Origin of the sequence: Hamadaea sp. NPDC051192 (assembly GCF_040682475.1) — a bacterium.
Lineage (GTDB): Bacteria > Actinomycetota > Actinomycetes > Mycobacteriales > Micromonosporaceae > Hamadaea > Hamadaea flava.
Genome location: NZ_JBFBAZ010000059.1, coordinates 18,730 through 41,626 on the forward strand (window position 1 = coordinate 18,730; position 22,897 = coordinate 41,626).

Sequence of the window (22,897 nt, forward strand, 5' to 3'; positions counted from 1 at the left end):
CTTACTGGGCGAAGGGATCCGGCCGCCGCTCCAGCAGCCCGTGGATCATCTCCTGGATGGTCTCCCGAACCTGGTCGGCCAGGTTGAAGACGACCATGGGATCGTCCGCCTGGTCGACGAGATCCTCGGTCGGGATCGGCTGGCCGAACTCGATCAGCCACTTGCTCGGCAAGGGGACAAGGCCCAGCGGTCCCAGCCACGGGAAGGTCGGCGTCACCGGGAAGTAGGGCGCGCCCAGCACCCGGGCCAGCGGCTTGATGTTGCCGATCAGGGGGTAGATCTCCTCCGCGCCCACGATCGCGACGGGGATGATCGGCACCCCGGTACGCAGCGCGGCGGACACGAAGCCACCTCGGCCGAACCGTTGCAGCTTGTAACGGTCGCGGAAGGGCTTGCCGACGCCCTTGAACCCCTCGGGGAAGACGCCGACGAGTTCGCCGCTCGAGAGCAGGCGCTCGGCGTCCGGCGTACAGGCCAGCGTCGCGCCCGACTTGCGGGCCAGCTCACTCAGGCCGGGCAGCTTGAAGACGAAGTCCGCGCCGAGCAGCCGCAGGTGGCGGTTGCCCTCCGACTCGTCGTGGCAGGCGATCGACAGCATCAGCGCGTCCATCGCCACGGTGCCGGAGTGGTTGCCGACGAGCAGCGCGCCGCTGTCGACCGGGATGTGCTTCGCGCCGAGGATCTCGGTCCGGAACCAGTCCCGCTGCAACAGGCGCAGCATCGGGTGGAAGACACCCTCGGTCAGCTCCGCGTCGAAGCCGAACTCGTCGACCTCGTACGCCCCGGACAACCGGCGGCGCAGGAAGGACAGCCCGGAGGCGACCCGCCGATCCCAGACGTCTTCCTGCTCGGGCAGATTCTCAGGAGAGGTCATTCACCGCACCTCCTGGCGTACCCGTTGGATCATGTCGAGGAAGGATTCCTCGGCCGCCGCCAGCCGTTCGGGGGTGACCAGCGCGCCGGCCTGGTGCGTGCGGACGAAGTCCGCGAAGGCGTCGGGAGTGGAGCGCGGCGTGAAGCCGAACTCGCGGACCAGGCGCGTGGTGTCGACGACGCGGCCGTGCACGAACAGGTCGATCTGGTCGTTGCTGATGAGCCCGCGGCCGGTCGCGGCGCTGACCGCGAGGGCCTGCTCGACGATCGGCAGCGCGATCCGACCCGCGCGGCGGATGGCCTGCGACAGCGTAATGACGCCGGGACCGGCCACATTGAAGGTGCCCGGGTGGTTTTCCAGCACCGAGCGTTCGATGATCTCCAGTGCGTCGTCCACGTGGACGAACTGCATCCGGGGATCGCGCCCGAGCACGGTCGGCACGGTGGGCCGGGCGAGGTAGCGCAGCAGCGCGGTCTCGGCGGTGGCCCCGATGAACGGAGCGAAGCGCAGGACCGTCGCGGTGACGTCGGGCCGACGGCGACGGAACCCGCGCACGTAGCTCTCGATGTCGAGGATGTCGCGGGCGTAGCCGCCGCGCGGCACCTCGCGCGGCTCGGTGTCCTCGGTGAAGACCGCGGGGTCGCGGAAGGACGCGCCGTACGCCGCGGTCGACGACCGCACCACCAACCGGCGCAGCGAATCGGCCTGCTGGCAGGCGGCGAGCAGCTGCATCGTGCCGATGACGTTCTGCTCTTTCATCGCCGCGCGACCACCCCGCGCCTGATCGGGCGAGGAGATGACGGCGAGGTGCACCACGGCTTCGACGCCCTGGTCGGCGATGACCTCGCCGGAGGCACGCAGATCCGCCTGGACGACCTCGACGGAGCTGTCCGCGAGCAGGTGTTCGACTTCGCCCTGAGGTGCGAACGAGTCGAGCCCGATCACCCGGCCGACCCCGGTACGCGTGGCGAGGGTAGCCGCGATCCGCGCGCCGAGGAACCGGCTCACGCCGGTGACCAGGACCACCTCGGGTCTCGTGGGTCTCGTCGCCATGCTCCCCCACCTAAGCCGAGCCCGGCCGTTGCTGGTCGGCAACGCACCGGGCTCAGGCACCCGCTTCAAGACGCCGGCGAGCCGGCGCGGGTCACTTGCCGAGACGGCGACGCTGGACGCGGGTCTTGCGCAGCAGCTTGCGGTGCTTCTTCTTAGCCATGCGCTTGCGGCGCTTCTTGACCACGGAGCCCATACGGCAGCCCTCTCATCACATGCTTCGGTTTCGCCCGGCGCGTATGCGCCACGGCGGAAGTTGGACATCTCGCTCCGCCCTCGGTCCGCGAATGCGCGAACGGGGCCGGAGCCGCTGTCCAGGGTAACCGCACGCATGTGTGTTCGTGAAACCGGGCGGTCATCCTCATGCGGCTTGGGAGAACGCGCCCCTCAAGTATTCGTGGACCGCGTGCTCGGGCACCCGGAAGGAGCGCCCGACCCGGACCGCGGTCAGGTCACCGGAGTGGACCAGCCGATAGACGGTCATCTTCGACACCCGCATCAGCGTCGCGACCTCGGCGACCGTGAGGAAGCGCACCTCCGCCAGCTCGTTGTCTTGTGGCGTCCCGCGCGAATTCATGCCTTTCCCCCATCCAGCGTGTAAGTAGAACGTTAGCGGGGCTCATGTGGCTAACGCGACAGCTTTCAGTAATCGCCCGAACACCCCCTGTCGCCATCACGGCGCCGCTAGGCCACTGCTAGGCATTGGATCAGGGATCGCGGTCGAATCTTGGGCCAAGATTCGACGCAGATCCGTGATCCGGGGGCTTAAACCAGACAGCGCGAAACGGTCATCCGGCGCGCGAAGGCTTATTCAGTGCGCAGGGCGACTACCGGGTCGAGCCGCCCGGCTCGCTGCGCGGGCACGACGCCGAAGATGATCCCGACGCCGGCCGATACGCCGAACGCGAGCGCGAGCGACCACCACGTGACCGTCGCGGGCACCGGCGAGAGAGCCGCCGTGATCAGCGAGGCGCCGACGCCGAGCGCCATCCCGAGTACGCCGCCGATGGTGGTCAGCAGCACCGCTTCCAGCAGGAACTGCACGCCGATGTCGCGGGGTTTCGCGCCGACCGCCTTCCGCAGCCCGATCTCCTTGGTCCGTTCCCGGACCGACACCAGCATGATGTTGGAGACGCCGACTCCGCCGACCAGCAGGGAGATCCCGGCGATCGCGGCGAGCACGGTCGTCAGCACGCCGAGGATGTCCGCCAGTACACCGAGGATCTGATCCTGGGTGACGGCGCTGAACTCGGTGTCCGGGTGACGTTTGCGCAGTTCGGCCAGGACCCGGTCGCCGAGTGGGCCGACCGACTCCGCGTCCGGCGCCTTGATCGCGAAGGCGTCGATCCGGTTCGTCCCGAACAGCCGCTGCGCCGTGCTGATCGGGATGTGCACCTCGGTGTCCCGGTCGACGCCGAGGCTCTGCCCGAGCGGCGCGAAGACCCCGATGACGCGGAAGCGTACGCCCGCGATCGTGATCTGGCGGCCGACCGCGTCCCGGTCGCCGAACAGCAGCCGGGCCGTCTTCGCGCCCAGCACGGCGACCCGCCGCCCGGTGTCGACATCCGTACGCGCCAGGTACGTCCCGCTGTGCAGGGTGCGTACGAACACCTTCGGGGTGGTCTCCATGACGCCGAGCACCGAGGTGAAGGTGGAGTTGCGCCCGGCTCGCACGGTTTCGCCGGAGGTGAGCGACACCGTCACCCGGTCCCGGTCGCCGACCGTCCGGATGACCGCGTTGAGATCGCCCGTGTCCAGCGGCGACGCGGTCGGCGCGGAGTTGAAGTCCACCTTGCCGGGCACCACGAACATCAGGTTCGCGCCGAGCCCCTCGACCTGCGACTCGACCTCGTTCTTCGTTCCGGTGCCGAGCGCGACCAGCACCACGACCGCGGCGACCCCGATCACCATGCCCAGCATGGTCAGGCCGCTGCGCAGCCGGTTGGCCCGCAACGCGTCCAGCGCGACCCGCCACGCCTCCGCCAGCCTCACGCCGCCCCGCCCTCGTCCGCCTCGATGACGCCGTCCCGCATGTGGATCCGGCGTTTGGCCCGCGCGGCCACCTCCCGGTCGTGGGTGACCAGGACCAGGGCCGCGCTCGACTCGGCGTTCAGCCGCTCCAGCAGCTCCATCACGGCTAGTCCGGTCGTGGTGTCGAGGTTGCCGGTCGGCTCGTCGGCCAGCAGCACGGTCGGTTCGGTCACGAGCGCCCGCGCGATCGCCACCCGCTGCTGCTCGCCGCCCGACAGCTGGTTCGGGCGATGATCCACGCGGTGCTCCAGGCCGACGCGCGCCAGCATCTCGCGGGCCCGCGCCCGGCGCTCGCGGGCGTTCAGGCCGCGATAGACGAGCGGCAACGCGACATTGTCCAAAGCGGTGGTACGCGCAAGGAGGTGGAACGACTGGAAGACGAAGCCGATGGTCTCGTTGCGGAGCTGAGCGAGTTCCGCGGGCGTCAGTGCGGCGACGTCGCGGCCGTCGATCCGCAAGGTGCCCGCCGTGGGCCGATCCAGCCCGCCGAGCAGGTGCATCAGCGTCGACTTGCCGGAGCCGGACGGGCCGACGATGGCCACATACGCGGCGCGCTCGACGGTGAAGGAGACACCCCGCAGCGCCGGAACGGTGACTCCGCCCAGGTCGTAGGTCCGCTCGATGTTCACCGCCGCGACGGCCGGGCTCACCTCGGCGGCCGTCACGGCAGTTCGTCTCCGGGATGGACCTTGTCCGTACCCCGGACGACCACGCGGTCGCCGGGCTGAAGTCCGTCGGTGATCTGCACCAGGTCCTCGCCGGAGACGCCGACGCTCACCGGTCGCCGCTCGGCTTTGCCGTCCGGGCCGCGTACCCAGGTCAGGACTTGGCCCTCGGCGGTGAAGACGGCGGCCGCCGGCACCGCGACGGCCGAGTTCGCCTGGCGTACGCGCAGGTGGGCGACCGCGTTCATGCCCGGCCGCGGCGTCGGGGCGCCGGCCGGCGGGGTGAGCGTCAACCGCACCCGGTACGCCACGCCACCGCGCGCGTTCGCCGTCGGCAGCACGTCGATGCTGGCCACCCGGGACGGGTAGCGGACGTCGGTCGCGGCGTCGAGTTCGACCTCGGCGTCCAGCCCCGGCTTGACCAGCAGGATGTCGGTCTCGTCCACCTCGGCCACCAGACCGAGTTCGCTGACGTCGACGACGGTGAGGATCGCCGTGCCCGCCGTCACCAGGCCGCCCTCGGGGACCGTCTGCGACACGCCGGGGATCGATGCGGTGCCACCGGTCGACGGAGTCTGCCCGCCGCCCGCCGCCCCCAACAGGGAGGACAGGTCGATTCCGCTCGTCGCCGGGGCGCTCGCGCCGCCGAGCTGGACGACGCCCGCGATCGGCGCACGCAGGGTCAGCGCGTCCACCGTGGCCTTGGCCAGGTCGTACGCCTGCTGCGCCTGAAGTTTCTGGGCGGCGCCCAGGGCGCTCATGGCGCTGCCGATGGACTGGAGACCGCGCTGCACACCGCGTACCGCCGAGGTCACCGCCTTAGACGCGGCGGCGTACTGCTGCTCGGCCGCGTCGACCTGAGCGAGCAGCGCCTTCTTCAGCGCCGGGTCGGCGATGTACGCCACCGCCGCCCGCGCCTGGTCGAACGCCTTGGCGGCGGCCTCGTCGAGGTGTTTGGCCGAACCGCTGAGGTCCACTCGGACCCCGCCGCCGCCCGTCGACCGCTTCGCCAGATCCAGCGCCTTCTTCGCGTCCCGCAGCCGCTGCTGGGCTGTCGGCGAGTCGACGACCGCCACGACCTGCCCCTTGGCGACCTGATCACCGGCCGTGACCGCGAGCCGGGCCAGCGTGCCCTCGGCCGGCGCGGTCAGCGTCGCGGCCGCCCGCGCCACCACCGAGGCGGGCGCGTCGACGATCTCGACGACGTCGGCCCGGCCCACCTCCGCCGTCGCGATGCCCTCGTCGTCGTTGCCGCAGGACGCGGCACTCAAGGCCACGAGGACGGTCACCGCCCCTGCCAACACCATCGGTCGCCGCACTCGCGTGATGGTAGTCAACTCGAGCATGTTTCACAGCGGGGCGAACGGTGGTCACACCGAGGAACGGATGAACTCCACGCAGCCGGCCTCCACTGTGGTCCACGACTCGCCGAAGATCGCCGGAGCGGCCTGGGCTTCCGTCTTGTGGTCGTGCACCACGGCGTCGAAGAACTCGCGCATCCGCTGCTCGCCGTACTTTTCGGCGAGGTGGCGTACGGCCAGGAAGGCGACCCCGTAAGCGGCGGCCGCCTTCGCGTCCCCGTCGCTGTCGCCCGGTGCGCTCACGGCCACCTTGCCGTCCCAGGAGCCCTCGACGAACTTCCTCGTCTCCTCGATGGCGCTGTAGCGGCTGACCGACGCGCCGTCCATGTCGGCGTACTCGGCGATGCCCTCGATCAGCCACCAGGCCCGGGAGCGGCTGCCGCCGGGCAGCGTCGCGGCGTGGGTCATCTCGTGCCGCAGCAGGTTGTCGATGAACCAGCCTTGGAGGTCCTTGCCGTTCAGCACGATGTTGGAGGCGTCGCCGACCTCGATGGTCACGCCGCCGGACCATTCCGGCGGATCCCAGTCGTACCAGGTCTTCCATTCGCTCGGACCGGCGTAGAAGATCACGTACTTGGTCGGCGGCTTGCCCTGGTACGCCAGCCGGTCGGCGACCTTCGCCGCCGCCTCGGCCTGCGTCCAGACGTTGTCCAGCAGCGACGCGTACGCCTTCGTGGTGGCCACCACGGTCCGGTCGCCGACCTTCGCGATGAGATCGCTGGCCTCCCACGGACGGGGCGAGTTCGCGCTGTCCTCCGGTTCCAGCGAGGTCATCAGCGCGGTGTCCGGATCGGCCAGCCGCCACGTGGTGAGCATCGAGAAGTCGTCGTCGTCGCAGGTGACTGCGCCGAAGCAGGGATGCCCGTCGACGCGTACGCGCCAGGTGGTCTCGAACTCCTTGCCACCGCTGGCGGTGATGGTCAGCAGGTCGTTGCCCCACGCGCCGATCTTCATGTTGCGCAGGGAGGCGTACTGCTTGCGGAGCTGGGCGACGAGAGTCGACTTAGCCGGGTCGACCACCTTCACGTAACCGGTGAGGTCGCCGCGCAACAGTGCATCCGACTGCTGGTCCAGCGCCGCCTGCACGCGGTCCTGCGCCCAGTTCTGGAAGACGGTCTGCGCGTCGCCGGGATTCGGGCGACGCGCCGGCGACCGGGACGCCTTCGGCGAGGCCTTCGAGGTGACCCCGGTGGACGCGGTCGGCTGCACCAGCGGATCCGCCGTCGACCGCGTCGCGACGTACGCCACCACGCCGACGACCGGGATGGCGCAGGCGATCAGCACCACGATGACGGCCAGGACGGCCACCCGGCCGAACCACGGTCGCTTGGGCGGGGGCGGTGGCGGGGCGTACGCACCCGGCCAGGGCTGCGTCGGATAGCCCGGCGGCGTCGAGTATCCCGGCGGGTAGGCCGGTGGCAGGCCCGGCGGCGCACCTTGTGGCGGCGCGGGCGGATACCCCGGTGCGGGCTGATACCCCGGCGTGGGCGGATACCCCGGCGCCGGCGGGTACGCAGGCGGAGCGGGATTCCCGGGCGCGGGCGGATACGTCGGGTAACCCGACGGCGGGTACACCGGCGCCCCGAGCTGTCCGGCCTGCCGTTGCTGGGGAATCTGCGGATTCCACACTGGCGGGACCTGGCCGGACGGGGCTGGGCCGGACGGAACCGAGCCGGGCGTGCCCGGATAGGACTGATTCAGCCCGGGGTAGGGATGCTGCGGCGGGATCGGTTGCGTCGGCGGCTGCGAGTCGGCGAACTGCGAGTCGGCGGGCTGCGGATCAGGCTGCGAGGGGTCCCCGGGGTGCACGGGCCGCAACGCTACTGGACGACCAGCCGAGCGCGGATCGTCCTTTCGGCCGATCCAGGCGACCTCTCAGTGCCCACTCAGGCCTGATCAATGCGCCGGTCACGCGGTTTCCCGAGGCGGGATGTCCCCGGAAACAGCCTGGCCGGCGCAATGATCAGGAAGGTCAACGCGCGATGATCAGGAAGGTCGGCGCGCGAGCGTGAGCGAGCGGGTCAGCGTCCGACGGGGACGGGAGCCTTCGGCGCGACGGCAGTGCTGGGCAGCGCCGCCACCTCGTCGACGGCCGCCTTCTTCCGCGCCCGATGCGCGGCCACGTGCGACCGCGTCGCGCAGCGCTCGGAGCAGAACCGGCGGCAGTTGTTGGAAGAGGTGTCGAGGTAGACGTTGCCGCACCGCTCGTCGGCGCAGACCCCGAACCGGGCGCTGCCGAACTCGCAGAGCCAGACGCCCAGCCCCCAGGCCGCACCGGCCAGGTACTCGGCGGAGGCGGAGGCGCCCCGGCTGGTGACGTGCATGTGCCAGTCCCCGGCGTCGTGACCCGAGATCCGCGGCTGGACCGGGAAGGTCTCCAGGAGCACGTTCAGTTCGGCCACAGCGTCGCCGTCGCGGCCGGCCGCGCCGGCCTCGAAGACGTCGCGGAGCTTCCGTTGAGCCCGCCGGAAGACCGCCATCTCCTTATCGGCGACCGACTCCCGCATCCACTCCCGGTCGTCCGCAAAAAGGGCACGAAGGTCGTCGAGGGTGTCAAGCCGGACATTGACCAGGTCAACGGCGGTCTTGGCGTACGCATCGAAGTCCACCCGACAAAGGTAGAGCAATCTTGACGGAAGTGGTGTGCCGAGGTTTACCGGAACCGTTTCCGACGGACGGGACGTACCTCACATCCGACCTCATCGCCGAATCGGAGATACGCTGCTGACATGCTCAGGTCGGTCATTCTCGCAGCGTCGCGGTCCGGCAAGGTCGAGAAGTTCGTCGGCTCCGCGCCGGTGAGCCGGGACGTGGTCAGGCGGTTCGTCGCCGGCACCGGTACGCCCGACGCCCTGCGGGTGACCGGGGAGCTGGCCGACTCCGGGCTCCGGACCACGCTGGACCACCTCGGCGAGGACACGCTGACGCCGGAGCAGGCGAGCGCCACCCGGGACGAATATCTGACGCTGCTCGCCGCGCTGCGCGAGGCGGGGCTGACCGGAGTCGCCGAGGTCAGCGTGAAGCTCTCCGCCCTCGGGCAGGCGTTCGACGAGGATCTCGCCGAGACGAACGCGCGCGCGATCTGCGCGGCCGCGTCCGAGGCGGGCACGACGGTCACCCTGGACATGGAGGACCACACCACCGCCGACTCGACGCTGACCATCCTGAACAGCCTGCGCAAGGACTATCCGAGCACCGGCGCGGTGGTCCAGTCGTACCTGCGGCGTACCGAGCAGGACTGCCGTGAGCTGGCCACCGCGGGCTCCCGCGTCCGGCTCTGCAAGGGTGCGTACTCCGAGCCGGAGCACGTGGCCTATCAGTCCGCGCTGGACGTCGACAAGTCCTACGTACGCTGCATGAACGTGCTCATGGCCGGGCAGGGTTACCCGATGCTGGCCACCCACGACCCGCGGCTGATCGCCATCGGCGAGGACCGGGCCCGGTGGTTCGACCGGGGCCCGGACGAGTTCGAGTTCCAGCTTCTTTACGGCGTACGCCCGGAAGAACAGCGCCGGCTCGTCCGGGAGGGTTACCACGTACGCGTTTACGTTCCCTACGGCACCGAGTGGTACGGCTACCTCATGCGGCGGCTGGCCGAGCGCCCGGCGAACATGATGTTCTTCGCACGGGCGCTCGCCAGCAAGAAGTAGCCGAGCTTCAAGAAGCAGCCGAACTCCCAGAAAGCCGAGCTTCAGAGCGACTCGGGCAGCTCCGGGTCCTCGTCCGAGGCCTGCCCGTCGGCGATCTCGCCGGTCACGAGGTAGATCACGTGGCGACCCGCGTTCACCGCGTGGTCGGCGTACCGCTCGTAGAACCGGCCGAGCAGCGCCGCGTCGATCGCCGCCTCCACGCCGTGCTGCCAGGACGAGCCGAGGATGACGGCGAACAGGTCGCGCTCCAGCGCGTCCATCACGTCGTCGTCGTGCTCCAGCTCGGCCGCGCGCTTGGTGTCGTAGCGGGCCAGCACCAGCGTGATCTTGCCGGCGATGCGGTCGGCGACCTCGGCCATCTCCGCGATCACGGTGGCCAGTTCGGCCGGGACGGCGGCGGCCGGGTGCCGGCGCAGCGCGGTCTTCGCGACGTGGTCGGCGAGGTCGCCCATGCGCTCCAGGTCGGTCGCGACGTGCTGGGCGGTGATCACCATGCGCAGGTCGCGGGCGACCGGCTGCTGCTGGGCGAGCAGGCGCAGGACCCGCTCCTCGACCTGGCGGTACAGCTCGTTGATCTCCGCGTCCCGGGCGACGACCCGGTCGGCCGCCTCCTTGTCCGCGGTGAGCAGCGCGTACGTCGCCTGGCGCATCTGGGTGCGGGCCGCCTCGGCCATGGAGACGAGCAGGTTGCCCACCTCGTGCAGGGCGGCGCCGAACGACTCTCGCATTTAAGGTCCCTGTGGGTCGGTTGTTGGTCGGTCGGGGGCCACGCTAGGTGCGCCGGGCGACCGTCAGATGAACAACGGTGAACGCCGAACCGCGCATAGGTGAACTTTGACTCCTGACCAGGTCGTTTTGCCCGGCTTTTTCTGTTCAGTCTGGTAAACAACCGGCTATCGTTCCAGCGTGTTCCTCCGCCGCTCGCCAGCCGCCCCAGAGGTGGACGCGCTCGCCGGGCTCGGTCGCAAGAGCCTGGACTCACTGCGCGTCGGCGTCGTCGTCCTCGACAACTCCGACCAGATCGCCTTGGCCAACCCGGCCGCCCGAGCGATGGGCCTGCTCCGCGCGGGCGCCCAGCCGGGCACCCCGGTCGCCCACCCCATCGTGCGTACGCTCGCCGGCCAGGTGCGGCGGACCGGCGTACGCCGTGAGGTCGAGCTGGACCTGCCCCGGGGCGCCGAGGGCAGCGACGTCGAACCGATGGGGGTCAGCCTCCGCGCGGTCGCCCTCGGCGGCGGCCTCGTCGCGGTCGAGGCGTTCGACGTCACCGACGCGCACCGGGTCGCCCGCGTACGCCGGGACTTCGTGGCCAACGTCAGCCACGAGCTGAAGACTCCGATCGGGGCGTTGCAGCTGCTCGCCGAGGCGATCCTGGACGCCACCGACGGCGAGCTCGACGTCGACTCCACCCGGCGCTTCGCCTTGCGGATGCAGCGGGAGTCGGTCCGCCTCGGCACCCTCGTCACCGAGCTGCTCGAACTGACCCGGCTGCAGGGCGCCGAACCGCTGCCTGACCCGGAGCCGGTCCAGATCGAATGGGTCGTCGCCGAGGCGGTCGACCGGTCGCGGACGGCCGCCCAGGCCAAGTCGATCGACATCGCCGTACGCGGCCGGCTCGACCTGAAGGCGTACGGCAGCGACAGCCAGCTCGCGACCGCCCTGGGCAACCTGATCGAGAACGCCGTCGCGTACTCCGACGAGGGCAAGACCGTCTCCGTGACGGTGCAGGGCGACGAGGAGAAGATCGAGATCGAGGTCGCCGACGAGGGCATCGGCATCGCCCCCGACGAGGTCGACCGGGTCTTCGAACGGTTCTACCGCTCCGACAAGGCGCGGTCCCGGGAGGCCGGCGGCACCGGCCTGGGCCTCGCGATCGTCAAGCACATCGCGACCAACCACGGCGGCCGCGTCGACGTCTCCAGCCGCGTCGGCGGCGGTTCGACGTTCACCCTGCGGCTGCCGGCCCGGCCGCCCGAGGACGAGTTCGGCCTGCCCCTGTCCGAACCGTTCTGAGCATGAGACTCACTGAGCACCGAGAAAGAGAGAAACACGTGGCACGAGTACTCGTGGTGGAGGATGAGGAGGCGTTCTCGGACGCCATCTCCTACATGCTTCGCAAGGAGGGCTTCGAGGTGTCGGTGGCGGCCACCGGCACGGCGGCGCTCACCGAGTTCGACCGCTCCGGCGCCGACATCGTCCTGCTCGACCTGATGCTCCCGGAGATGTCCGGGACCGAGGTCTGCCGCCAGCTGCGGGCCCGGTCGGGCGTTCCGATCATCATGGTCACCGCGCGCGACAGCGAGATCGACAAGGTCGTCGGGCTGGAGCTGGGCGCGGACGACTACGTGACCAAGCCGTACTCCCCGCGAGAGCTGGTCGCCCGCATCCGTGCGGTGCTGCGCCGCCGCTCGCAGGAGCCGGTCGACGCGGTCGGCGCGACGCTGAGCGCCGGGCCTGTCCGCATGGACGTCGAACGGCACGTCGTCACCGTCGGCGGGGACACCGTCCCGCTGCCGCTGAAGGAATTCGAGCTGCTCGAACTGCTGCTGCGCAACGCGGGCCGGGTGCTGACCCGGGGTCAGCTCATCGACCGCGTCTGGGGCGCGGACTACGTCGGCGACACCAAGACCCTGGACGTGCACGTCAAGCGGCTGCGGTCCAAGATCGAACCGGAGCCGTCGACGCCCCGGTACCTCGTCACCGTCCGCGGGCTGGGCTACAAGTTCGAGCCGTGATCCAGCCGCCCGGTAAGCTCCCTCGGTGCCCCCGGTCTGGAGACGTCCCGCCCTCGTGGCGTTCGCGCTCGGCCTACTCGGCGTCGGTTTCCGGGTTTGGCTGACCGCGCGTGACGCACCCCTCACCAACAGCGACGAGGCCACCATCGGCCTCGCCGCTCTGCACATCTGGCGTGGCGAGGACTTCCCGGTCTACTTCTACGGCCAGCACTACATGGGCACGATCGAGGCGTACCTGGCGGCGCCGTTCGTCGGCCTGCTCGGCCCGACCACGCTCGCGCTGAGACTGCCCACGCTCGCGCTGTTCGCGCTCTTCCTCCCCCTCATGTACGCCTTGGTACGCCGCGTCTACTCGCCGTGGCTGGCGACGGCGACGGTCGGCCTGCTGGCGCTGGGCTCCGACCGGATCGTGAAGAACCAGCTCATCGCCGGGGGCGGCTATCCCGAGACCTCGCCGATGCTGGTCGCGCTGCTGCTGGGGGTGCTGGCGGTGAGCCGGAGCGAGAAGCCTCGGCCGTGGCTGACCGGCGGCATCGGCCTCCTCGCCGGGCTGATCGTCTGGAATCACCTGCTGCCGTTGCCCTACCTCGCCGCGGCGGCCGTGCTGCTGCTCGTCTTCGCCCGGCGGCAGCTGGCCTCCCGGGCGGGCTGGACGCTGGCCGGCGGGCTGCTGCTCGGCGCGTTCCCGTTGATCTGGCACGACCTGCACAGCACGTTCTCGAAGAGCTTCCTGGCCGTGTTCTGGCACCTCCAGACCACCGGCACCGATCCGTCGGCGAGTGAACGGCTGTACGGCGGCGGGCTGATCGGCGTACCGCTGGGCACCGGGCTGTGCGCGCCGAGCCACTGCGCCGGCTGGCAGCTGTGGTGGGGTCCGGCGTACGCCGCCCTCCTCGTCATCGCCGCCGTGCTCGCCTACCGGTCCCCGCGTACGCCGGAAAGCGGGATGCGGCTGGCCCTGGCGGTCGCGGCGCTGATCACCGTCGTCTCGTACGCCCGGAACTCGGCGGCCGGCGACTCCCCGATCGAGAGCGCGCGCTACCTGAGCTGCCTGCTGATCTCGACGCCGGCCTGGCTGGAGCCGCTCTGGCGCGGCATAGCCGCTATCGCCCGGCCGAACTGGCAACGGCTCGTCGCGGGCGTCCCGCTGGCCGCCGGAGTGGCGATGGCCCTGTACGCCACGGTCGCGCTGGCCGTCCACGTGCCGGTGTACTCAGCCGCGGCGGCGAACCAGCCGAAGGTGATCGCCGCGCTCGCGGCGCACGACCAGACTCGCGTGTACGCCGACTACTGGACCTGCAACTGGATCTCCTATCAGACCGGTGAGGAGCGGATCTGCGCCGTCGTCGGGGACGACCTGACCGAAGGGCTCAACCGCTATCACCCGTTCTGGGACGAGGTCGGCGCGGCGCGGGTGGTCACCTACCTCGCCCCGATCGGGTCGCCGCTGGACACGACGCTGGCCGCGGCCTTCCCCGACCGGCCGGTGGAGACGGCGGCCGACTACCACCTCTACCTGCCGGCCGGGGAACTGCCGAATCGCCGCTAGGTGCGGCAGGTCAGGCCGGTCGGCGTACCGAGGCCGCCGGCGTTGAAGCCGAAGTACTCCGAGCCGCCGGGTGCGATGTCCGCCGCGTAGACCAACGGTGTCACGACGTAGTGGTTTCCCGTCTTGGCGTACGTCGCGCGCCACATCGAACTGATGCTCGTCCCGGTCGGCAGGTCGAACTCGGCCGTCCACGCCGGCACGGTCGCCGTCCCGTCGTTGTAGACGGTCACCTGCCCGCCGTAACCGCTGCTCCAGACCGAGGTCTGGGCGAACGCGCAGCGCAGCCCCACCACCCCGGACGGCGACGGCGACGGCGAGGCGGACGACGGGGACGGGGACGCACTGGACGGCGACGGTGATGCGCTGGGCGTACCAGTGAGGGAGAGCAGGAACAACGACGGGCCCGCATCGGTACGCGAAGCGTCGACGCCGTGGCCGTTGGTGTAGTCGGCCTGCTCGTGGTCGGCCCAGTCGGTGATCGGCGTGCCGCCCACGTCCAGATGCTGCCACGCGGATCCGGACCACCCGAATTGGTAGATCCGAGTGTGATCGGCGTAATACGCCGTGTAGGGCGCGGTGTCCGAGCCGAGTTGCTTGGTCATGGTGTTGCTGAAGAAGACGTTGCGCGGTCCGGACGAACCCGACCACTTGACCGCTTTCTGCCCGGCCGCCCACCAGATCGGGAACCAGTTCGAGTCGTCGGGACCGCCACCGCCTTCCTCGCCGCAGTTCGCCCGGCAGTTGGCCGATCGGTGGGCGTAGGGGACGGTCACGGTGTTCAGCTCGATCAGGTTGTTGCGTTCCCACCCGCCGTGGAGATTGAAGTCGGAGTCGGTGTCGTTGCCGATCGCGACGTTGCCCGAGGCGGACCACTGGAAGGTGAAGTGGCGCAGATTGCGACTGGTGTTGCCGGCATAGACCGAGTCCCACACCCGGGAACCGCGGAAGTAGCCGTTGCCGCCCTTGCCTTTGTTCCAGGCGCCGTCGAGATAGTTGTCCACAATGGTGAGATGGGCTGCCTCCTCGGTGACGATCGGATGCGAGCCGGTCATCGACGTACGGATGCCGCGTACCCAGGAGTTCGCCGCCCATTTGAAGACGATCCCGTGCATCTCTCCGGCCGGATCCATGTTCCCGTAGTTGTGGACGGCGTCGGCCGCGGACAGACCGGGCTCGGCCTGGGTCAGGTAGAGGTTCTCGAAACCGACGCCGACGACCGGATCGACCAATGGCGCGGCCTTCGAGTCGTACACCGTGCCGCCGATAGCGGCGGAGCCGTCCGACGTGGAGGTGATCGGGACGTCGTACTCCACCGGCTTGTCCAGGGTGATCGACTTCGCCGACGAGTTCACGGCGGTGATCGTGAAGATCTGTTGCCGCATGTGCAGGTTGCTCATCAGCGCCGTGTCGAAGACGTTCTGCGAGTTGTAGAACTTCACCGAGTTGGCGGCCCGGATGTTCACCATCGTCCCGGCGGTCAGCCCGGTCAGGCTCGCGACGTAGACCACGGAATCGCCGGTGCGCGCGGCGTAGGCGGTCTCGCCCGGCTTGGCGGCCAGCTTCTGCCCGGCCTTCCAGTGCACGTTGACCGTGCCCTCGAAAATGTCCTTCCGGTTGGCGGGCGCGGCGGCGTAGTCGCTCGCGTAGGCGCTGTGCACCTGACGCGACTGCACCCGGAACAGGCCACGGCCAGGCCAGAGCCAGCCGCCCTTGCCCTGCCCCGACACCATGCCGTCCTCGTCCCAGTCCGAACCGTCGTCGGTCAGCGTGTCGTAGCGCGTGTTCGCGTCCGGCTCGAAGACCAGGCGGGTCCCGGTCGCCGGGTCGTTGCCGGCCCCGCGCACGATCAGATAGTCCGCGTCCACGCCCAGTTGGCGGGTCACCTTCACGACGCCTGCGGGCAGCGTGATCAGCGACAGCTTCGTGAGACTCGCGGTCGCGGAGCAAGTGGTACGCACAAAGTCGATCGCGGATTGGAGACCGGTCGTGTCGTCCACGCCGTCGTCCGGGCGCACGGCGTACTGGGTGGCGAGTTCAGCCGGCGTGATCTGGCAGGCGGCGTCGGGATTCACTTCGCTGGCGCCGGGCAGGTTCGCCCCGTTGCGATACCCGGCCTTGCTCCAGTCATAGAGCCCGGCGACCGGCGTACGCCGATTGGCGCTGGACAGATCGAGCCCGGTGCGGGCGGCTCCGGGCGGGACGGCTTGGTCGGCGGCTTCGTCGGCGACGACCGAGCGGGTCAGCAGGGCGACGGACAGGAGCGTGGTGGCCGTCAAGGCGGCAGCGAGCGCGCCGGCAAGAGATCGGTGGGCGTCCATCATAAAAGACAGTTAATGGAACACTGTCCATACAGTCAACGACCGTTCGGAATATGGCATGCCGTCCACATCCGTGAACACGGTCGCTTACGTCGAGAGGTCGAGCTGGCGGAGGATGACGCCCTCGCGGAGCGCCCACGGGCAGATGTCGACGGCGTCGAGGTCGAGCCGATCCATCGCGGCGAGCGCCACGATCGCCCCGGCGAGCACCTGGTGCGACCGCTGCGGGCTGACCCCGTCGAGTTCGGCGATGGCGTCGGCGGGCATCCGCCGGATGAAGCCCAGGACCTGCTTCAACCCCGTGCGCGTCAACGACCGGGGTGCCCAGAGCCCCCTACCACTCGGGGCGGCCCCGGCGAGCCGGGCCAGCGACCGGAACGTCTTCGACGTCGCCGCGGCCCGATCGAACCCTTCCAGCCGGGAGACGTCCAACTCCTCCATCGTCGCCGCCACATACGCCCGCACCTCGTCGATGACGTACGCGGCCGGCGGATCCCCGGCAAGCCGATCGCGGGTGATCCGCCCGGCCCCCAACGGAAGCGAGACGGCGAAGGTCGGCTCCTCGTCGATGCCGGCCGCGATCTCCAGCGAACCCCCGCCGATGTCGAGGACGGCGAGCCGCCCCGCCGACCAGCCGAACCAGCGGCGTACGGCGAGGAAGGTCAGCCGGGCCTCGTCCGCGCCGGACAGGACTCGCAACTCCACTCCGGTCTCCGCGCGCACGCGCGCCAGCACTTGTGAGGAGTTGCGCGCGTCGCGTACCGCCGAGGTCGCGAAGGCCAGCAGTTCGTCGACGCCGAGCCGATCCGCGGCCAGGCGGGCGTCGCGGACCGCGGTGAGCAGGGCCTGTTCCCCCGCTGGAGTGAGCGAGCCGTCCGGGCCGAGTTGCTCGGCCAGGCGCAGCACCGCCTTCTCCGAGTGGGCCGGCCACGGATGAGCTCCGTGGTAGGCATCCACGACCAGCAGATGCACCGTGTTGGATCCGACATCGAGCACGCCCAGACGCACGGGAATACCGTACCGGGGACGCGCGTCGCCGTAGTCTGGGTGTGTGTCTATCAGCGAAACCACCCAGCGCCAAGGCGCGCCCGCGCCGCGCAAGACCTTGCCGGTGACGCCGGTGAACCCCCGCGACCGCGAGGTGGGGCTGGACTTCCCGCGTGAGTGGGTGGAGTTCGCCGACCCCGCCGACGACACGCAGCTCATCCGGGCCGACCTCACCTGGCTGCTGAGCCGGTGGAGTTGCGTCTACGGCAAGGGCTGCCACGGCATCATCAAGGACCGTGCGATCGAGGGCTGCTGCTCGCACGGCGCGTTCCTGACCGACGCCGACGACATCCGCCGCGTGAAGTCCGCCGTCCGGAAGCTGACCCCGGAGACATGGCAGCACTACCGCAAGGGCTTCAAGAACTGGACGGAACTCGACGAGCTGAACGACGAGGAGCCCGCCCGGCGTACGGCGACCCAGAGTGAGGACGGCCCGTGCGTCTTCCTCAACGACGCCGACTTCCCCGGTGGCGGCGGTTGCGCGCTGCACGGCCAGGCGCTGCGGGACGGCGTTCACCCGTTGGAGTACAAGCCCGACGTCTGCTGGCAGCTCCCGATCCGCCGCGATCAGAAGTGGCACAAACGCCCGGACGGCACCAAGGTGCTGATCACCAGCATCACGGAGTTCGACCGGCGCGGCTGGGGCGCGGGCGGGCACGACCTGCACTGGTGGTGCACCTCGTCGCCGGACGCCCGGGTCGATCGCACCCCGGTCTACGTCTCCTACGCGCCGGAGTTGATCGCGCTCATCGGGCAGCCCGCGTACGACGAGCTGGCTCGGCTGTGTGCGGCCCGCGCGAAGAAAGGCCTGGTCGCACCGCATCCGGCCGGCTGAGCAGCGCTCGGCTTCCCGGCACATTTCGTGAACCGGGCTAGCCTAGGAGGCATGCCCAGAGTTCCGGTGCTCCTCTCCAGTTCGTCCGTATTTCCCGAGCCCACCGCCGCCGCGTTCGAGCTGGCGGCCGCACTCGGATACGACGGCGTGGAGGTCATGGTCTGGACCGACGCGGTCAGCCAGGACGCCGGGGCGCTGCGCGGCCTCGCCGCGCACTACGGGGTCCGCGTGGGGTCCATCCACGCGCCCTGCCTCCTGGTCACCCAGCGGGTCTGGTCCAGTGACCCCTGGGTACGCCTCCGGCGCGCGGCGGCGTTGGCGGAGACGCTGGAAGCCGACACCGTCGTGGTGCACCCGCCGTTCACCTGGCAACGGGAGTACGCGCGTACGTTCGAGTCGGGGCTGCGGCTGCTGAACGAGCGCTACCCGCAGATCCGGTTCGCCGTCGAGAACATGTACCCCGTCCGCATGGCCCGGCGGGAGTTCGTCCCCTACTCCCCCGGCTGGGACCCCACCCGCACCGGGTACGCGGCGTACACATTGGACGTTTCGCATTGCGCGGCGGCCAAGATGGACTCGCTCGCGATGGCCGACGCGATGGGCGCCGGCCTGGCCCACATCCACCTAGGCGACGGCACCGGCGAAGGCCGCGACGAACACCTCGTCCCCGGCCGGGGCAAGCAACCCTGCGCGGAACTGTTGTCGTCGCTGGCCGAACGCGGCTTCACCGGGTCCATCGCGGTGGAGGTCGCGACCCGGCGCTCGGCCAGCCGAGCCGAACGCGAAGAGCTGCTGGCCGAGGCGCTGACCTTCGCCCGCCAACACCTCACCACCCCCGCCCCCCTCTAACCCCTAGGGAGGGGGTGGGTTAGACGGTGGCGTTGGTGGGGAGGGCGGCGGGCGCAGCCAGCAGCCGCGCGACCCGGCGTTCCCGCGGCCGGCTGGCGAGCAGGTGCCCGGCAGCGGCCGCGAGGCCGAGTACGCCGATGAGAACCCAGTGCACGTCCCCGAGGTGCTCCAGCGACCAGCCGCCGACCGCCGGGGCGACGAACCCGGCCGCCGGGAAGGTCAGGAAGAAGACCGCCTGGTAGCGGGCGCGCAGCCGGGCCGGGGCGAGTTCGGCGATGACTTCGGCGTTCGGCGGGGCGGCGATCATCGAGCCGAGGGTCCAGATCGCCGCCGCCATCAGGTACGCCCCGAAGACGTCGGCGAAGGTGAGCGTGAAGTAGCCGATCCCGGAGACGGCCAGCGACACCGCGAGGACTCGGCCCTTCAGCCGGCCTTGGATGAGCCGGGGCACGAAGAGCTGGCCGAGGACGATCAGCAGGCCCGGCACGGCTGCCACGATCCCGTACGCCGCCGGCGAGAGGCCGTCGGCGTTCATGGCGAGCTGCAGGATCGAGGTCTGCGAGTTGAGGATCGCCGCGATGAAGGTCAGCCCGACGAACGCCATGAAGATCGGGTCGGTGAGCGCCGTGCCGAGGCCGCCCGGGGTGGCCGAGCGCTTGACCTGCCCACTGGCCGGGTGTGGCCGGGAGCCGATCGGGCGGGCCGGCCAGGGCCGGGTCGCCCACGGCCGGGACGGGCGGCCCTGCCGCAGCATCAGCGTCTCCGGCACATACCGGAAGAGCACGTACGCCGTGATCGCGGTGGTCGCCGCGTCCAGGGCGAAGAGGAAGAAGAAGCCGACCTCGGCGATCACGCCGGCGAGCGCGGAGGCGATCGCCATGCCCAGATTGAACGCCCAGAACTGGAGGTTGAACGCGCGGGACCGGGATTCCTCGGGAACGATGTCGATGATGGCCGCGACGGTCGCCGGGCCGGGCATCGAGTGGAAGATCCCGATGAACAGGGTCAGCCCGGCGATGAGCCACAGCGGCTGAGCGAACGCGAGGGCAAGCATCAACGCGGCGGCGATGCCGTTCGCGGTGACCATGGTGGCGCGGCGGCCCCAGCTGTCGGCCAGTACGCCGCCGATCAGGCTGCCGCCCGCGCCGCCGATGCCGTACCCGGCGGTGACCAGGCCCGCCGCGGTGAGCGAGAGCCCACGCCCGGCGCTGAGGTAGAGCGGGAGGAACAGCATGCCGAAGGCGCCGATCCGGTTGACGAGGATCGCCGACCAGAGCGTCCAGAAGACACGAGGCAGTCCTCCGGCGGTCTGCGACCAGAAGCGAGAGAACAAGACGCGAAATCCTTACGAAACGGGGGTTGGCTGCCGGGACACAGCCGGTGGGGGTGGGGCGAGGATCGCGGCTCTGCGTTCGCGCGCCGGTCCCGAGGCTACCTGAGCTGCGGCGACGGCCAATCCGATGCCCGCGCACAGCAGCCAGAGGAAGGTGTTGCCGACGTGTTCTTGGAGGAATCCGCCGGCGGTCGGCGCGACGAACCCGGCGATCGACCAGGAGAGCGAGAACACGCCTTGGTATCGGCCGCGCAGGTCGGCCGGGGCGAGAGCGGCCATGGTGGTGGAGTTGGCCGGGGCGTTGACCATCTCGCCGAGCGTCCAGACGAAGACGGTGGCGGCGTAGAACAGCGGGGTGTTCGCCAGCGCGGTGAGCCCGAAGCCCAGCCCGGTGACGATCGCGGCGACGGCCAGCATCCGCGTACTGGTCATGCCCCTGGTGAGCCGGGGGACGAAGAGCTGCCCGATCACGATGAGCAAGCCGTTCAACGCGATCACGTAGCCGTAGGTCTGCCCGGAGATGCCGTCGGCGGCCATGGCGATCGGCAGCGTCGTGAGGTGCTGGAGGAAGACGAACGCGCCCAGGATGTTCAGCCCGGCGAAGATCAGGAAGACCCGGTCGGTGAACACGACCCGCAGCCCGCCCTTGGCGGCCGACGCCACCGCCGAGGCCGCCGACGAAGCGGAGGCTGCCGACGAAGTCGCGGCCGGGCGGGCGGACCGGGTCTCCCGCAACGTGAAGAACAGGAACGTGGCGGTGACGAGCGTCGTCGCCGCGTCGACCAGGAAGACCAGGTGGTAGTCGGCCGCGGCGGCCAGGCCCGCGAGCGTGGCGGCGAACGAGAAGCCGAGGTTGATCACCCAGTAGTTCAACGTGAACGCGCGCAGCCGGTCCTTCTCCGGGACGATGTCGATCAACATCGCGCCGAACGCCGGACGGGCGCCGTCGGCGAACACCCCGAAGAGGAACGCCAACCCGGCGATGCCCCAGTACGCCGAGGTGAAGGCCATCGCGAGCAGCGTCGCCGCCCCGGCGACCTGGCCGGTCAGCAGGGTGACCTTGCGGCCGATCCGGTCGGCGGCCACACCGCCGAGCATGTTGCCCAACGCGCCGCCGGCCGCCCAGACGCCCATGATCAGGCCGGCTTGGGACGGTGTGAAGTGCCGCACGGTCGTCAGGTAGATGGTGAGGAAGATGACGACGAAACCGCCGACGCGGTTGATCAGCGTCCCGGTCCAGAGATACCAGAACTGTCGCGGCAGACCACCGGTGGTGTCACGCAACCAGCGCCTCATCGCGTACCACCTCCGGCCGAGTGAGGTGCGTGGCCCGGCGCTCGCGCGCGGGGCCGGAGAGGAGATGACCGGCCGCGATGATCAGGCCGAGGACCCCGAGGCCGAACCACAGCGTGGCGTGCGGGGTGTTGTCCAGGACCAGGCCGCCGACGATCGGCGCGAAGAAGTTGGCGGCCGTGAAGCTCATCGAGGCGACGCCCTGGTAGCGGCCGCGCATCGCCGGGCTCGACAGGTCGGCGATGGTCGTGCCGTTGACCGGCGCGTTGATCATCTCGCCGAGCGTCCACACCACGACGGTGAGCGCGAGCGTGGGCACGCTGCCGGCCAGGCCGACCGCGCCCATCCCGAGCCCGACCAGCAGCGCCGAGGCGATCTGTACGCGATTACGCGGGTGCCGTCCGACGAGCTTGGGGATGAACAGTTGCAGCGCCACGATCATGACGCCGTTCACGGCGATGACCGAGCCGTAGTTCGCGGGATCGATCCCCTGGTTGACCATGGCGATCGGGATGAGCTTGCACGACTCGATGATCGACCACAGGCCCAGATTGAGCAGCACGTAGATCATGAAGACCCGGTCGCGCAGGACGAGCGAGAGCCCGCCGCCTTCCTTCGGCGCGGACAACGCCGGGCCGGGCGAGGTCTCGGGGACCTTCACCGCGATGATCACGGTGGTGATCGCGAGCACCGCCGCGTTCAGTACGAAGACGACCATGCGCGGGGTGTGCGCCAGTACGCCGGCCAGGAAGGCCGCGCCGGAGAACCCGAGGTTGATCGCCCAGTAGTTGAGGTTCATGCCGCGCATGCGCTTGGTCGGGCCGAGCACGTCGACCAGGGTCGCGCTGTACGCCGGTCGCCCCAGCCCGTTCCAGAAGCCGTAGACCAGCGCGGTGAGCGCGACGAACCAGGGTGTGAGGGTGATCCCGAGGGCGAGCGCGGTGACCACGCCCGCGATGTTGGCCAGCAGCAGCGTCGGCCGGCGGCCCCACCGATCGGCCAGGACGCCGCCCGCGATGGAGCCGAGCGCCATGCCGCCGCCGTAGAGACCGAGCACCAGACCGGCGAGGGTGGCGGAGAAGCCGTACCCCGAGACCATGTGGATCTCCAGGAACAGCACGGCCACCGCACCGAGGCGGTTGATCAGCGTGCCCAGCCAGAGATACCAGAAGGTGGCCGGAAGGCCACCTACCGTGTCGCCGGCCCAGGTGCGCAGGCTCCGCACGTGCCACCACCAGGAGTAATGAGCGTTTCATGAAGGACGCCTTACAACCTAGGCCAGCGTGCGTGACACGGTCACGTGATTT

The 22,897-nt window shown here is 70.2% G+C and carries 20 protein-coding genes and 1 pseudogene; 6 read left to right on the forward strand and 15 right to left on the reverse strand.

Features of this window, described 5'->3' with window-relative positions; genetic code table 11:
• Position 1 precedes the first annotated feature (1 nt).
• The 9 genes and pseudogenes from AB0M47_RS23870 to AB0M47_RS23910 all read right to left on the reverse strand — a co-directional run bounded on the left by AB0M47_RS23870 (position 2) and on the right by AB0M47_RS23910 (position 8,590).
• Positions 2-874, reverse strand: a complete 873-nt coding sequence (locus AB0M47_RS23870; RefSeq protein ID WP_363417658.1) for a lysophospholipid acyltransferase family protein — start codon at positions 872-874, stop codon at positions 2-4.
• Positions 875-1,927: an NAD-dependent epimerase/dehydratase family protein gene (locus AB0M47_RS23875; RefSeq protein WP_363417661.1), complete on the reverse strand. Its 1,053-nt coding sequence runs from the start codon at positions 1,925-1,927 to the stop codon at positions 875-877.
• 91 nt (positions 1,928-2,018) lie between these two features.
• The gene (locus AB0M47_RS23880) at positions 2,019-2,120 is read right to left on the reverse strand and encodes an AURKAIP1/COX24 domain-containing protein (protein WP_007465623.1); all 102 of its coding nucleotides are present in this window, start codon (positions 2,118-2,120) and stop codon (positions 2,019-2,021) included.
• 165 nt (positions 2,121-2,285) lie between these two features.
• Positions 2,286-2,501: a helix-turn-helix domain-containing protein gene (locus AB0M47_RS23885; RefSeq protein WP_363417665.1), complete on the reverse strand. Its 216-nt coding sequence runs from the start codon at positions 2,499-2,501 to the stop codon at positions 2,286-2,288.
• Positions 2,502-2,731: 230 nt separating this feature from the next.
• Positions 2,732-3,916, reverse strand: a complete 1,185-nt coding sequence (locus tag AB0M47_RS23890; protein WP_253759906.1) for an ABC transporter permease — start codon at positions 3,914-3,916, stop codon at positions 2,732-2,734.
• Between the two features lie 14 nt (positions 3,917-3,930).
• Positions 3,931-4,605 (reverse strand): annotated as a pseudogene (locus AB0M47_RS23895) (ABC transporter ATP-binding protein); the annotation flags it as partial.
• A gap of 11 nt (positions 4,606-4,616) precedes the next feature.
• Positions 4,617-5,939 (reverse strand): efflux RND transporter periplasmic adaptor subunit, encoded by a 1,323-nt coding sequence (locus tag AB0M47_RS23900; RefSeq protein WP_363417670.1) that lies wholly within the window; start codon positions 5,937-5,939, stop codon positions 4,617-4,619.
• A gap of 51 nt (positions 5,940-5,990) precedes the next feature.
• On the reverse strand, positions 5,991-7,790 hold the full coding sequence (locus AB0M47_RS23905; protein WP_363417673.1) for a hypothetical protein: 1,800 nt from the start codon (positions 7,788-7,790) through the stop codon (positions 5,991-5,993).
• Between the two features lie 212 nt (positions 7,791-8,002).
• Positions 8,003-8,590, reverse strand: a complete 588-nt coding sequence (locus AB0M47_RS23910) for a CGNR zinc finger domain-containing protein (RefSeq protein ID WP_363417675.1) — start codon at positions 8,588-8,590, stop codon at positions 8,003-8,005.
• A 120-nt stretch (positions 8,591-8,710) separates the two neighbouring features.
• Between AB0M47_RS23910 and AB0M47_RS23915 the strand changes: the two genes are divergently transcribed.
• Positions 8,711-9,631, forward strand: coding sequence for a proline dehydrogenase family protein (locus tag AB0M47_RS23915; RefSeq protein WP_363417678.1), 921 nt, complete (start codon positions 8,711-8,713; stop codon positions 9,629-9,631).
• Positions 9,632-9,672: 41 nt separating this feature from the next.
• On the opposite strand, the gene phoU is transcribed toward AB0M47_RS23915, so the two are convergent.
• A complete protein-coding gene (phoU, locus tag AB0M47_RS23920) occupies positions 9,673-10,359 on the reverse strand; it encodes a phosphate signaling complex protein PhoU (protein ID WP_363417681.1) in 687 nt (228 codons plus the stop codon).
• Between the two features lie 178 nt (positions 10,360-10,537).
• Between phoU and AB0M47_RS23925 the strand changes: the two genes are divergently transcribed.
• From AB0M47_RS23925 to AB0M47_RS23935, 3 genes are read left to right on the forward strand one after another with little or no spacing between them, the layout of a single operon-like run.
• A complete protein-coding gene (locus AB0M47_RS23925) occupies positions 10,538-11,644 on the forward strand; it encodes an ATP-binding protein (protein ID WP_363417684.1) in 1,107 nt (368 codons plus the stop codon).
• Positions 11,645-11,682: 38 nt separating this feature from the next.
• Positions 11,683-12,366 (forward strand): response regulator transcription factor, encoded by a 684-nt coding sequence (locus AB0M47_RS23930; protein ID WP_253759892.1) that lies wholly within the window; start codon positions 11,683-11,685, stop codon positions 12,364-12,366.
• Positions 12,367-12,391: 25 nt separating this feature from the next.
• On the forward strand, positions 12,392-13,915 hold the full coding sequence (locus AB0M47_RS23935) for a hypothetical protein (RefSeq protein ID WP_363417687.1): 1,524 nt from the start codon (positions 12,392-12,394) through the stop codon (positions 13,913-13,915).
• Here the strand turns inward: AB0M47_RS23935 and AB0M47_RS23940 are convergent.
• Both AB0M47_RS23940 and AB0M47_RS23945 read right to left on the reverse strand, forming a co-directional pair.
• Positions 13,912-16,236 carry a cellulose binding domain-containing protein gene (locus tag AB0M47_RS23940; RefSeq protein ID WP_363417690.1) on the reverse strand — a complete coding sequence of 775 codons (2,325 nt, stop codon included), beginning with the start codon at positions 16,234-16,236 and terminating at the stop codon, positions 13,912-13,914. The two genes, AB0M47_RS23935 and AB0M47_RS23940, sit on opposite strands and share 4 nt — an antisense overlap.
• 84 nt (positions 16,237-16,320) lie before the next feature.
• Complete coding sequence (locus AB0M47_RS23945) at positions 16,321-17,241, reverse strand: Ppx/GppA phosphatase family protein (protein WP_363417693.1); 921 nt, start codon at positions 17,239-17,241, stop codon at positions 16,321-16,323.
• Between the two features lie 103 nt (positions 17,242-17,344).
• Here AB0M47_RS23945 and AB0M47_RS23950 point away from each other — a divergent pair, with 103 nt between their 5' ends.
• Together AB0M47_RS23950 and AB0M47_RS23955 are read left to right on the forward strand one after the other, a co-directional pair.
• Positions 17,345-18,115, forward strand: coding sequence for a hypothetical protein (locus AB0M47_RS23950; RefSeq protein ID WP_253763791.1), 771 nt, complete (start codon positions 17,345-17,347; stop codon positions 18,113-18,115).
• 51 nt (positions 18,116-18,166) lie between these two features.
• Complete coding sequence (locus AB0M47_RS23955) at positions 18,167-18,964, forward strand: sugar phosphate isomerase/epimerase (RefSeq protein WP_363417696.1); 798 nt, start codon at positions 18,167-18,169, stop codon at positions 18,962-18,964.
• 19 nt (positions 18,965-18,983) lie between these two features.
• Here the strand turns inward: AB0M47_RS23955 and AB0M47_RS23960 are convergent, their stop codons facing one another.
• From AB0M47_RS23960 to AB0M47_RS23970, 3 genes are read right to left on the reverse strand one after another with little or no spacing between them, the layout of a single operon-like run.
• Positions 18,984-20,297, reverse strand: coding sequence for an MFS transporter (locus AB0M47_RS23960; protein WP_363417699.1), 1,314 nt, complete (start codon positions 20,295-20,297; stop codon positions 18,984-18,986).
• A gap of 12 nt (positions 20,298-20,309) precedes the next feature.
• Positions 20,310-21,593 carry an MFS transporter gene (locus tag AB0M47_RS23965; RefSeq protein ID WP_363417702.1) on the reverse strand — a complete coding sequence of 428 codons (1,284 nt, stop codon included), beginning with the start codon at positions 21,591-21,593 and terminating at the stop codon, positions 20,310-20,312.
• Positions 21,574-22,815 carry an MFS transporter gene (locus AB0M47_RS23970; RefSeq protein WP_363417705.1) on the reverse strand — a complete coding sequence of 414 codons (1,242 nt, stop codon included), beginning with the start codon at positions 22,813-22,815 and terminating at the stop codon, positions 21,574-21,576. Before AB0M47_RS23970 ends, AB0M47_RS23965 begins: the two co-directional genes overlap by 20 nt.
• Between the last annotated feature and the right edge of the window lie 82 nt (positions 22,816-22,897).